This is a genomic window from Aphanothece hegewaldii CCALA 016 (assembly GCF_003007785.1).
GTDB classification, from domain to species: Bacteria; Cyanobacteriota; Cyanobacteriia; order Cyanobacteriales; family Microcystaceae; genus Chroococcus; species Chroococcus hegewaldii.
Genome location: NZ_PXOH01000007.1, coordinates 201,150 through 212,785 on the forward strand (window position 1 = coordinate 201,150; position 11,636 = coordinate 212,785).

Below are 11,636 nucleotides of genomic sequence, written 5' to 3' on the forward strand. Positions count from 1 at the left end.
ATTTAAATATTATGGCTTTACCTGCTGATTTTAATGAATGGGAGCATTTACAATCAATAATTGTTAATACTTTCAGCAAAATTGTTAGAGAAGAATTTAAGGATTTAGGAGAGAATTGGCAACCCGATATAAATACCCCTAGAAGTAGTCTTAGAACTGCTTGTACCCCTAAAGATAACGATACAGCTTCAATTTTAGTTTTAAGAATTATTTTCTTTTACTTTATTATGCAGCGTGTCGGAGAAATTATTGAGCCTTGGTACGGGATTCCCGTCGACAATTATCAACAAAATGTTAAATTCAAACCTCAAATATTTCTTTACTTTAAAGAAGATGCTAATGATGTTGATCTAGATTATCAGCCTTTAAGAATGCAGGTTTCATTTAGGTTAATAGGAGAATCTAGCACAACAATTACTAAAACTGAGTTAACCACGTTGGCTACTAAAATTAAAACTCAGTTTTGTACTGGTAATGGAAAAACTTTTAAAAAAGGAAAAGAACTTTATACCTATAAAGATTTAGAAAAAGGATATAACATTCAGCTTTACGCATTTGCAAAAACAGACGCTAAAGCTTTGATTGATGACATTCTAGGCTTACAATCACACACATACGATGACAAATGTTTTACCGAACATTTATCCGCAAATGCAACAAGCAAATATCCGACTATTCCACCAACTCAAACAATTTTAGGTGAATCTAAAAAAGAGCCGCGACAACGCCCAGTAGGTACAGTTCGATTCCAGTACGCCACCGCCACTATTTGGGGTCGAACAAAACCCATCGTTTTAGTAGATCGGTCGTTTCGGTTTCTCGATCCTCTCGTTGATGCAGAGTCATAAGAAAGGCTTGATTATGTGTACAACCCTATAGGGTTTGCTGGTCGCTTTTATGTTGTCAGTCCTTGATAAAACAGGAGATGACGTGAAGACTATTCAAATCGCACAAATTATTTAAGCATTTATGCCTAAAATTAGAAGATTCTCTAGATACAACTTTGCTTTAAAGTTAACTACACCATCAACGGGCAGTAATTTAGAAAAATATAAAAAGTGGAAGTCTGGAGAAGTTGAAATTACTTACACAAAAGCCGATTCAAGCAACCCAGGCAGTTTTGATCTTGTTTATGTTTATCCATTCGCTCTAGATGGCGTTACTGCAAAATTCACGACGACTGTTTCAAACCGGGCGATGACCGCTATTAATGATGTTTTAGGAGGTGCATCGACTCTTAACCATAAAACTCTTGCTGCAGATGAGGTAGCGACTGGGGCGATCTGGGACCCATATAAAGCAAATGTGCGGAAGAAAGGAACTGGAGAAGGAACCGAACAGACTTCAAAAATTACCGGAAAAAAATATAAACAGAAATCTGGAGTAGCAGCGTATACCTATCCTTTTGGGAGGGCTTCAGCTACAGATGATTTGCTTACCCGAATGAAAGCGATTAAAAATGCGGCTAAAGCTAAATCTTGTATAGTTTCTTTTCTTCCTGAAAGATTCTACGATGCTTAATCCTTTTGAATTAGTAATTATTTTAGGAGAGGATTTAGAATCACAAGAGGATTTAGAGCAACTAATGTCAAATTACTACAAAGCTAATCAAGCCACTAATCTATTAATTCAAGGAAAAATTTCTTTAAATGATTTTGAAGAAATTATTGACGATAGCGGGATTGATGTTGAAGAATATTCACAGCAAGTAGAAGAAAATGTCATTACCCTTGCCTATTAATTTAGACTCTCCTGATTGGGTGTTAAAGTCATCAAGTTCTTGGATAGCTCAGTTAACTGACCCTGAAACAAATACTTATACACCCATTCCTGAGCAAATTATTTCTGTACCTTTTTCCTCTCCTATTCTGGCTATTACTGCGGCGACAATTGATAATGTAAGCTTTGCTAAATTCGGCTACATTCGACAAATTAAATCCCTCGGAATTAATCAAAACGCAGTTGTTGGAGCTAGGAAGATTTGGAGAGGAACGCAGTTAATCAGATTTTCCGAAGATTATTCAGGAAATTATCTTTTAACCTTCAAGCCTTTTTATCGATTGCATCACGTCTCAATCCTTATTTATGAATTTCAATAGAGGAAACATGGAAGGAATTTACTTTTTACTTATTTTCTTGGCTTATTTATTTGATTTATCCCTTGATGCAATAATTAAATTTTTTAATCATGAGTAAAGAAAAATTAGAACTCTTTTTCATGTTTGTAACTATAGTGTTTAGAACAGTTCGTCTCTCTAGTTGGTTAATTGTTTTAGAACAACGTATTAAACGACTTGAAAAAAATTATGAACAATAATGAGCGTTTTTCTTTAGGAGTTATTTTATTAAGTTGTGTTATCGGGATGGGCATTATGTTTCTTCCTGAAAACAAAGCCGTTTTATACGCTTCGATTCCTAGCTCAATGATTACCAGCGCGTTTACCTATTTAGGAATTAAAAATGATCGCAACTCAAACGGCTCTAATTAATTTAGATAATTCGGCTTTAAAAGACCTTCAAATTCTGCTATCTCGATTAGGTCTTTATCCTGAAAATGAAATAGATGGAATATATGGAGCAAAAACTAAACGGGCATGGGTCTCGTTTAAACAACATTATTATTTAAGCGACCCCGATTTAATTGGACCCGCGTCTTATCAAAAGCTTAAGGATGAATCTAATAAATTTGAACTCTTAATCTCGCGTAAAGATTTTGATGAAATTTTCCGATATGCCAAAGATAGAGATCGAGATATTTATTTTCTCCCTATTAATCGCACTCTTAGAGAGTTTCAGATTAATTCCTCAAAAAGGATCGCGGCCTTTCTTGCTCAAGTTGGCCATGAATCAGCAAGTCTGAGATATTCAGAGGAAATAGCATCGGGTTTCGCCTATGAAGGTCGCAAAAACTTAGGAAATATTTATAAAGGCGACGGCGTTCGGTATAAAGGACGTGGACTAATTCAATTAACTGGAAGGGCTAATTACAGAACCGTTGGAAAAGCGTTAGGGCTTGACTTGGAAGATGAGCCAACGCTGGTTAAAATCCCCATCATTTCCGCTAGAGTCGCTGGCTACTTCTGGCAATCAAACGGTTTAAATGAATTAGCGGATCACAACGCTTTCCGACGAATCACAAAAAAGATTAACGGTGGCTACAACGGAATTGACGATCGAGTTAGACGCTGGGAAAACGCTCGTAAGGTTTTGGGATGTTAAAACTTTTGTTGCTCGGATTACTGTTAACGGGCTGTCATGGTTCTTTTTCCCATCTGCCCAGTAACAGGCCAACTGATCAGAATCAGTTCTCTCGCTCTAATGTTCAACGAATTTCAGAAAATTCTTTAGGGTCGGGTTTGTTCATCGTTGGGGCGATGAGTCTGTTTATTTTAAAGAGGAAATTTTAATGTTAGATCTATCGGTCGATCATGTTTCGATTAATCCTGTCACTGATAATCAGGTATCTGTCGGTTATGAGCTTCATAATCTTGGCACTGAAAAGACTAACCGATTTAGAACGGCGGTTTATCTGTCTCAAGATCCTTTACTGAATTTTGGTGACAAGTTACTCAACAACCGAAGGGAAAGTTTAGCGGCGGGAGAATCAAAAGATATTGATTTACTACTAAACTTCAACCCCAATCAAAGTAACTACCTTATTTTTAAGGCTGATTCGGCAAATAAATTTTCTGAGTTTAACGAGAAAAATAATTTTAAGGCTATCCCGATTACGGGCGTTGACCTGACGATTAAGGATGGAAAGGTTGAATTAATCCCTGATGGTCTGACGGTTTCTTATACGGTCAGCAATTCTGGCCCAAGACGAGCGGGCAGTTTTTCTAATTTAATTTCTCTTGATGGCCAGATTTTGAAGAAGGTTGAATTAAAAAGTGTAGGCTCTCAAAAAGAACGATCGTTCTCTCATTCGTTGAAACGAGAGAATCTAACGCCGGGGACACATCAAATCTCTATTCTTGCTGATGGCTACAATCAAATACGGGAATCGAACGAGAGTAATAATTCTTTTTTATTAGATGCAACCATCTCCGATCCAACACAAAAGCCTGATTTGCTGATTACTGATATGTGGACAGTAGATATCGCTCCAGACGGGAGTTACAAGGTTACTAAAACTCAAAAACCACAGTAATCAGTTCATTGGAACTATACTACAAGTCGCAAAATCTAGAGAATATATACTACATAAAACAATTTTTTGACGTAGTTTACAATTACTCTTGAATACCCCCATTTTCCGTAGAGTGATGTAACAAATTATGTAAAGGAATGTAAAAACTGTCGATCTGTCGATCAACTGTCGATCAAACTGTCGACGGGTCAAACCCCTATTAAATAAGGACTTGACCCGCTTCTGTAAAACTGTCGATCTGTCGATCAACAGAGAGGAAAAAATCAACTGTAGACCGTGTTACAACCGAGCATTAAAAGTTAGTCTGTTACCCGTACCGTGGCACTTTCCTTTACCTAGTTTTTCTAGGCGTTTGAACCATTCGCGGATCTGTGACGGATCATCTTTTCTAAAAGCTAAGATAAATCTTTGAACATCGCGGGCGGTTAATGGTCCGACTTGCTTAGAACGATTTACAATCAGCGCCAGCTTAGGTGACAACTCGTTTTGATTGGCCATCGAGATAGCATAAAAAGCTTTACTTTGATTCGTGAAGAATTTATCGAGGGCGATCGCTTTTTCCATCGTCTCGATTTTAATAAGAGCTTTGTCGACTCGATCCGTCTCTAACATTTCGATGGCCTGCAAAGTAAGAGCCAATCGAGCAACTTTACCGCCGACTTTACCGTAAAGAGCAGCAAGCCCTAATTGATTAGTCGTCATTCGTTTGCTCTCAACATCAAAGTAAAGATAATCATCAAATAATTTACCAGCAGCCTCGTCGAGAGTATATAAAGTTTTGGGGGCTTTTAAAATTCTTTGGTAAATATTGATCAAGAAATCTTTCATCTCGATCATCGGTTGATTTCTTGATGGGAGCTTACGTTGTAATGGTTGATTACAGATGATAAATCTTGCCCACTGGCCTGATGGGTCTTCGCAACCAGACATAAGTTCTAACAATAGTTCTGGCTGAATTGCTCCTAGAATAGATAGCGAAGTTTGTGGAACATTGGTTCTTATGCCGTCTTTTCTCAGTTCGGAAACCCCATAACCGTTGTAATAACTAAGCAGGTCAGCACGATCACTTTTACCGCTTGCTGTGCGATCAAAAGCAAAAAGTTTACTCGCCTCATCGTACAATCCTAAAATTCCTTGTTCGGGATACGTGTTGAATTGGAGGTTTAAACCGATGATGGTCGGGTCAGTTGAAAATAATATTTTTTCCCGATCCGGTGGTGGTACAACTTCTCGCATTGCCGCGATTTGCTCTTCTTTGGGTAACCCTTTTATGTCGTCTAATTCAAATTTGTGATCTTGTTTTTGCTGGTCATAGGCTTTTTTCCATTCCGATTGTATAGATGAAAACGGCTCTTGAATCAGTGCGTCTACAATTGGGCTTTTGCCTTGTCCTGTTGGTGAAACGAGCAGCGAGAACAACAACGGAGGTTGTAACCAATTTTTTGAATAGTCGACTAATATTTTTGTCCCGACTTTGTGGCAAGCCGAGCAAGCAGTCAGGAAAGTTAAGAGCGCGATCGACTGACGAGTTTGTGTATTTTTGCAATATGAGTTTAACGGTAAAGCTATCCAATCGGGTAAGAAGTCTTTGATTTCAACATCACCGGCTGTAATTGTTAGAAGTTCGTTTAACTCGTTATTGATCTCGTTGGTAAAGTCTTCATCCTCGCGTTGTTCTTTTCTGAGGCTATAGTATTTTTCTAAAGCTTGTTCATTCCAGCGCAGTTCGGGTGCAAGATATTGTAGAACGGGTTTTAAATCAGTAGGCGAAAAATCTCGATCAATTATCTTATCGACGACTTCTGTAACTTGTTGAGAAGCAGTTAAGTAATCAGTATTAATTTTCTCGGCTACTATTTTTTGTTTTGGTGGCTTAGGCGATTCGTATCCGTATTCTTGTTCTATCCATGCTATTTGGTCGACAATATTTGACATATCGGGGTGTCTTTGGTTTGTCTTAACAAACTCAATTAATTTTTGGTAGTATGAATACACATCTGGCTCATGCACTAGACGATATGTAATTTGAGTGAACAATTTGTCATCTAACATTGGGATTTACCTCCTATAAAGTTTATTTGAATAGACGACAACCGCGCAAAATCAAACAAGCGCGGTTCTTTTATGAGTGTCTATATATGTGTTATTTCTTCTTCTATACACACTCTCGTATACTCTTCCAAGTATTCGGACAAATGTTTAAGATGAATGTCACAGAAATACAAGTTATAATTTATCGCGCTAGGCTCTTTATATTGTTCCCCTAATTCGCCGATAATCATAATCATGATGTGAACTATTGCTCCAATCCCTAACGGTTTAGGAATACTGATTTTAGGCACTGGAGTTTTTAAATCTTCAATTAAGGCAATACCTTCAAAGGTCATCCCACAGTAATAAGCGTCAATTCGGATCTTATTATCAGGGACTGGCTGCATTTCATATTCGATCATGGTTATTTATCCTTTTCTAAAGTTTCTAGTAAAGCGTCTGCCAAATCTACTGCTAAAGCAGCGATTCTTCTACAATGACTTTTTCTATCCCAGTTAGAGTCTAGACAAGAGCCGTCATTGAATTTTGATACAATACCTTGCATGGTGTGTAAGGCGAATAACTCTCGTTTAGTTAAATTGGTATTTTCAGGCGGGGTTTTTTGCATTCAGCACCTCTAGTTTGAATAAAGGGCAGGACCATAATCAGTCCTGCTTTTTTCGTCAATTTATGAGAATCCAGAGTGATTTAACAGAGTAGTGAGTATTTTTAATGAACTGGGTTACTCACTCATCAGCACTAACAAGCATTTTTGTTTATGTTCAACCTCCTGTATGAAATGGTTAAGCATAGTCATAGGATTTAGTGAGTAAGTAGCCGGGGAAACGCTACCTTATGGCTACTCACTTCATCTAACCTAAAAACCTTAAGGATACTTAAGGTATACTATCATGAAAGAATATAATCAAAAAAAAGTCAAGGGGTCTGAAAAACAATCTGTGTTAAGCTGCCTGCTGAAAGAATGGGAACTGAATTACAAGGAATTTGCTGACCTTCTGGGAATCAGTTACGGCACGCTGTGGGGTTATCGCAAAGGAACAATAGAGTTTAAACTTAACTGGGAGCAGTGTCAAAAACTTGAAAAGTTACTCAAACAAGTTGGCTTATCATTTTCTGACTTAGAGCCTGACTGGATTAGAGACAATATAGAACGTGAGTCAAACGATACTCACTCAGTGAGTAATATAAGTGTTAACATTAAGTGAGTAATTGAGTGAGCTAAAAGGTGAGTATGACAACACTTAAAACAAGAGTACAAACTTTTCTTGACGATAGTACACACGAATTATTAAAAGCTTTTGCTACTGAGCAAAAATTATCTTTATCATCTGCCGTTGAAATCATTGTAAAAAAACATTTTTTTGGTGACTCCTCAAGTGACTCATCAAGTGAGCAACCAAATTACTCACTAAAAGATTTGATAAAAAGAATCCAAGCATTAGAGGCGTTTTGCTATGGTGAGTCAGTGAGTGAGTCAGTGAGTGAACAACCTACTCAGGATGATATCGATTTATTGGATGAGTCAATTGTTTCTGAAGATTCATCAAGTGAGTTATCAAGTGAGTTATCAAGTGAGCAACCTACTCAGGATGATATTGATTCATTGGATGAGTCAATTATTTCTGACGACTTATCAAGTGAATTATCAAGTGAGTTATCAAGTGAGCAACCTACTCAGGATGATATTGATTTATTAGATGAGCAGAATGATATTGATTTATTGGATGAGTCAATTATTTCTGACGACTCATTAAGTGAGTTACCAAGGGAGTTACCAAGTGAGCAACCTTATTTAGATCCTAACGCTTATATTATTTGTCGGTTAGAAAATAAAAAGGTTGTTGAAATCTGGGGTAACTCTCAGGCTTGGGTCAAGGTTAAGCTTGCTTTCCATCCTCAAGTAACGGCGGTTAGAAAATATAACACTGAGGCAAACGCTAAAACCCAATTGGGGAAACTTCGGAAAAAATTTCCTAAATACGATCTCAGATGGAACACAATCGGCACGGTCAAGAAGATTCTCGATCAACAATAAATAAATATAAAAGAACTACTCAAAAAAAACTAGATATAGCGTGGCACTAGGGACAAAGCCGCCCTAGTAACACACTAAATATAGGGATACCATTTATTGAGGCAAGATATGGGCTAGATTCATTGAATCCAAATAATGTTTTTCAATCATGCCCGTTGATGTGTCTGCCCATTTACCAATGATTGCCGGGTTGACCCCTTTTGCTATCTGCTCTGTAATAAAAGTATCTCGACAGCAATAAGGAGTAGTTCCCGGCTTAATTGGATCGACGATCGCATCCCAAGCATTTTTACTAAAGTTACCGTAGTTAATCGGCTTGCCGTTGGGTGAAGGAAATACTAGATCGTCGCTGGTCACTCCATCGGGCTTAATACTTTCAAGAAAAGTTTGAAGCTCAAGATTACAGGGAAAGGATCTAACTTTATTATTTTTACTTTTTTTAGTTCGTATACGTTTGCCGTAAGCTTGAAAAATTCCTCCGTCAAAGGTAACTTTTTTAAAATCCTGACTAACATTTCCCCAACATAACCCGATAGCTTCATGAGGTCTACACCCAGATAAAAAGAGAAACCTCACAAAGTTGTAGTAATGCTGATAAGTTTTTCCTGTATAACCTCTACCGTTCCAATTACCTGAATGATTTTTGAATGATTCTAAAATTTTTTCTCTTTCTTCAAGAGTAAAAGCATTGGGAGTTGTTGATAATTGATAGTTGTGTTTTAGTTCTGTAGGCATTCCATCATAAGGGTTTAACCCTTTAACCAAGCGGTGTTTCAATCCCCAATTAAAAGCAGCATTGACGTAAGTTAGAACTCTTTTAGCCATTGATTCAGTTGTATTATTAAGTAGCCATTCCCGAAGTTCTAACGCCTGATAGGGAGATTTAAACTTTGATTTTTCTAAAGTACGAGCGATACAAACTTCATAATACTGAATCGTACTCTCTTTCAACATTGGTTTTTTGTAGTTAAAATACCTTAACCACAGATCCATTAATTCAATATCAGGATATAAATCTGTAACCTGCTGTAAGTGTTTTGGTTTTTTAGATTGTTTCTGGTAGCTGGCCAAAGTTGGGTCAAATGTACCAAAATCAATATCAGCTTGAATAGCACTGAGTCGGTGACGTGCTTCTGTATATCCGTCCTTGGTAGCAGGCAAGTTAAGACTCATAACTTTAACCTTGCCGTCGAACAATTCACGGGGGAAACGGATTCGCAGCCGTCCTTTGTCTTCCTGAATAGAAGCTTGTCCTTTAGACGATCTCAATTGATGTTTCATGGCTGTATGTTACTAATTTTGTTACTAAAATCTAGACTATAAATTAGACTATAGCCAAAAAACCCTAGAAATCAAAGGGTTTTACCAAATAGTGGTTTAATGCCTTCCAAGCAAATGATAGGGGTTCGATTCCCCTCACCCGCTTCAAACAAAAAGCAAGAAAATCAAGAGTTTTGGAGAATAAAACGATTAAGCTTTAATCTAAAACTCTACTCAATCATTTTTAATTGACCCGCTTAGAGATTTGTTTTACGATAATAAGTCTGTCGATCTTTTATTACAATTGATCAAGGAGTCTTTTAAGAGCAGAAGTATGATTAAATTACGCTTGAAACGTTTTGGGAAAAAAAGAGAAGTTAGCTATCGTATTGTAGCAATGCGTGGGACTAGCCGTAGAGATGGTCGTCCCCTAGAAGAACTAGGTTTTTACAATCCTAGAACCGATGAAACTCGTTTGGATGTACCCGCGATCGTAAAACGTTTACAGGAAGGCGCACAGCCTACAGAGACCGTTCGTAGCATTCTTTCAAAAGCTAAAGTATTTGAACAAGTTAATGGCTAATGTGACCACAATACCCGCTTATACCACTTCTTCTAGTCCTGATTATTCGGGACTGGTTAAATTTCTCATAGAACCGTTTTTAGAGTCAAAAGAGTCCATTAGTGTAGACTGTGAGTTAATTAAACACAATCTACGAGTCTGGGTTCGTGTCGCTATTGAAGGTGCAGATAAAGGAAAAGTATATGGGCGAGGTGGAAGAAACCTTCAAGCGATCCGCACTGTATTAGAAACAGCAGCAACCGCCGCCGGACAATCTTTACACATCGAGATTTACGAAAGTGAAAGTAACGACGAACAGTTTCGACCTGAACCCCCCAAACGTAAACCTAGTATTAATAATGAGCGACGATCGCACAATTTACCCATGAATGGGAAACAGCGTTCTCGTCGTCCAGCACCCCCGAAATTCTAGTTAGAAAGAGACGTTGTTTTCAGCGTCTTTCATTTTTATTTTGCTCTAAAATATAAGTTTTTGATGAATCAGATAACAGGTGCAACTCAATTATTAGGTGTTATTGGTGATCCCATTTCCCATTCTCTTTCACCTGTGATGCACAATGCCGCTTTAGAAGCTTTGGGTTTAAATTATGTTTATGTACCGTTTCAAATTAAACCCCAAAATCTCAAAACAGCGATCGCAGGTTTTGCCGTGATCGGTGTCAAAGGATTTAGTGTAACCATTCCCCACAAACTCGATATTATTCCTTTACTTTCCCAAGTGTCCCAAACCGCTAAGTTAGTCGGTGCAGTAAATACAGTATGGTACACCGAAACAGGATGGTGTGGCACTAATACTGATGTCGCAGGCTTTCTCGCACCTTTAAAAACTTTATCCTATGATTGGAGTCAGATTACACCAGTTATTTTAGGCAATGGCGGAGCCGCAAGAGCCGTCGTTGTTGGATGTACCCAGTTAGGTTGTCCAGAAATTAATATTGTCGGACGTGATCCCGAAAAATTAGAACTTTTTAAGCACACATGGAACAATTTGTCAAGTAAAATTAATATTTATTTACCTGAGCAATTACCCGAATTACTGCCCCAAACCCAACTTTTAGTTAATACTACACCAGTGGGAATGTATCCTAAGATAGATCAGTCTCCCATTGAAGCAAAGATTTTAGAAAAATTAGCGGCAGGTGCGATCGCCTACGATTTAATTTATACCCCCAATCCCACCCAATTTTTACAAAAAGCGCGACAACAAGGTGCTATAATAATAGACGGCTTAGAAATGCTAGTTAAGCAAGGTGCATTTGCTTTAAAAATTTGGACAGAAAAAGAGCCACCAATAGAAATTATGGAGCGATCCTTAAAAAAATATTTAAAAATCGATTAAATCATCCTAAAGATAACAATTTCTGCTCTACACGATACGGCAGTTACACCCAATGCCTGTGCTAAAATCAGCATACTAGGGATTAGCAGCAGGTGATGGAGATACGCCATGTTTGAACGCTTTACAGAAAAGGCAATTAAAGTAATCATGCTCGCCCAAGAAGAAGCCCGGCGTTTGGGTCACAACTTCGTAGGAACAGAGCAGATCTTACTAGGAT

17 protein-coding genes are annotated in these 11,636 nt (G+C 37.8%); 13 read left to right on the forward strand and 4 right to left on the reverse strand.

Annotated features, from left to right (window positions below; translation table 11 throughout):
• Positions 1 to 11 precede the first annotated feature (11 nt).
• The 7 genes from C7H19_RS09465 (at position 12) to C7H19_RS09495 (ending at position 4,150) form a co-directional block, all read left to right on the forward strand.
• Positions 12 to 848 (forward strand): hypothetical protein, encoded by an 837-nt coding sequence (locus C7H19_RS09465; RefSeq protein WP_106456625.1) that lies wholly within the window; start codon positions 12 to 14, stop codon positions 846 to 848.
• 121 nt (positions 849 to 969) lie between these two features.
• Entirely contained in the window at positions 970 to 1,521 is a 552-nt protein-coding gene (locus C7H19_RS09470) for a hypothetical protein (protein WP_106456626.1), read from the forward strand.
• On the forward strand, positions 1,514 to 1,741 hold the full coding sequence (locus tag C7H19_RS09475) for a hypothetical protein (RefSeq protein ID WP_106456627.1): 228 nt from the start codon (positions 1,514 to 1,516) through the stop codon (positions 1,739 to 1,741). Before C7H19_RS09470 ends, C7H19_RS09475 begins: the two co-directional genes overlap by 8 nt.
• Positions 1,719 to 2,099: a hypothetical protein gene (locus C7H19_RS09480; RefSeq protein ID WP_106456628.1), complete on the forward strand. Its 381-nt coding sequence runs from the start codon at positions 1,719 to 1,721 to the stop codon at positions 2,097 to 2,099. Before C7H19_RS09475 ends, C7H19_RS09480 begins: the two co-directional genes overlap by 23 nt.
• Before the next feature lie 207 nt (positions 2,100 to 2,306).
• Complete coding sequence (locus C7H19_RS09485; RefSeq protein WP_106456629.1) at positions 2,307 to 2,489, forward strand: hypothetical protein; 183 nt, start codon at positions 2,307 to 2,309, stop codon at positions 2,487 to 2,489.
• Positions 2,461 to 3,219 carry a glycoside hydrolase family 19 protein gene (locus C7H19_RS09490; RefSeq protein ID WP_106456630.1) on the forward strand — a complete coding sequence of 253 codons (759 nt, stop codon included), beginning with the start codon at positions 2,461 to 2,463 and terminating at the stop codon, positions 3,217 to 3,219. Before C7H19_RS09485 ends, C7H19_RS09490 begins: the two co-directional genes overlap by 29 nt.
• Positions 3,220 to 3,406: 187 nt before the next feature.
• Positions 3,407 to 4,150 carry a CARDB domain-containing protein gene (locus C7H19_RS09495; protein ID WP_106456631.1) on the forward strand — a complete coding sequence of 248 codons (744 nt, stop codon included), beginning with the start codon at positions 3,407 to 3,409 and terminating at the stop codon, positions 4,148 to 4,150.
• A 279-nt stretch (positions 4,151 to 4,429) separates the two neighbouring features.
• On the opposite strand, the gene C7H19_RS09500 is transcribed toward C7H19_RS09495, so the two are convergent.
• From C7H19_RS09500 to C7H19_RS09510, 3 genes are all read right to left on the reverse strand, one after another.
• Positions 4,430 to 6,085, reverse strand: a complete 1,656-nt coding sequence (locus C7H19_RS09500) for a DUF3987 domain-containing protein (protein WP_181280561.1) — start codon at positions 6,083 to 6,085, stop codon at positions 4,430 to 4,432.
• Positions 6,086 to 6,282: 197 nt separating this feature from the next.
• Positions 6,283 to 6,588, reverse strand: a complete 306-nt coding sequence (locus C7H19_RS09505; RefSeq protein WP_181280562.1) for a hypothetical protein — start codon at positions 6,586 to 6,588, stop codon at positions 6,283 to 6,285.
• A 17-nt stretch (positions 6,589 to 6,605) separates the two neighbouring features.
• Entirely contained in the window at positions 6,606 to 6,809 is a 204-nt protein-coding gene (locus C7H19_RS09510) for a hypothetical protein (RefSeq protein WP_106456634.1), read from the reverse strand.
• Between the two features lie 283 nt (positions 6,810 to 7,092).
• On the opposite strand from C7H19_RS09510, the gene C7H19_RS09515 reads away from it, so the two are divergent.
• Together C7H19_RS09515 and C7H19_RS09520 are read left to right on the forward strand one after the other, a co-directional pair.
• Positions 7,093 to 7,407 carry a helix-turn-helix domain-containing protein gene (locus C7H19_RS09515; RefSeq protein ID WP_245927413.1) on the forward strand — a complete coding sequence of 105 codons (315 nt, stop codon included), beginning with the start codon at positions 7,093 to 7,095 and terminating at the stop codon, positions 7,405 to 7,407.
• Between the two features lie 26 nt (positions 7,408 to 7,433).
• On the forward strand, positions 7,434 to 8,237 hold the full coding sequence (locus tag C7H19_RS09520) for a hypothetical protein (RefSeq protein WP_106456635.1): 804 nt from the start codon (positions 7,434 to 7,436) through the stop codon (positions 8,235 to 8,237).
• 93 nt (positions 8,238 to 8,330) lie between these two features.
• Here the strand turns inward: C7H19_RS09520 and C7H19_RS09525 are convergent, their stop codons facing one another.
• Positions 8,331 to 9,518: a tyrosine-type recombinase/integrase gene (locus C7H19_RS09525; RefSeq protein WP_106456636.1), complete on the reverse strand. Its 1,188-nt coding sequence runs from the start codon at positions 9,516 to 9,518 to the stop codon at positions 8,331 to 8,333.
• Positions 9,519 to 9,831: 313 nt separating this feature from the next.
• On the opposite strand from C7H19_RS09525, the gene rpsP reads away from it, so the two are divergent.
• The 4 genes from rpsP to C7H19_RS27160 all read left to right on the forward strand — a co-directional run.
• Entirely contained in the window at positions 9,832 to 10,080 is a 249-nt protein-coding gene (gene rpsP / locus C7H19_RS09530; RefSeq protein WP_106456637.1) for a 30S ribosomal protein S16, read from the forward strand.
• The gene (locus C7H19_RS09535; protein ID WP_106456638.1) at positions 10,073 to 10,492 is read left to right on the forward strand and encodes a KH domain-containing protein; all 420 of its coding nucleotides are present in this window, start codon (positions 10,073 to 10,075) and stop codon (positions 10,490 to 10,492) included. The genes rpsP and C7H19_RS09535 overlap by 8 nt, the downstream gene beginning before the upstream one ends.
• 63 nt (positions 10,493 to 10,555) lie before the next feature.
• Positions 10,556 to 11,419, forward strand: a complete 864-nt coding sequence (locus C7H19_RS09540) for a shikimate dehydrogenase (RefSeq protein ID WP_106456639.1) — start codon at positions 10,556 to 10,558, stop codon at positions 11,417 to 11,419.
• A gap of 108 nt (positions 11,420 to 11,527) precedes the next feature.
• Positions 11,528 to 11,636: Clp protease N-terminal domain-containing protein (locus C7H19_RS27160; RefSeq protein ID WP_146136507.1), on the forward strand; the 109-nt coding region annotated here is incomplete at its 3' end.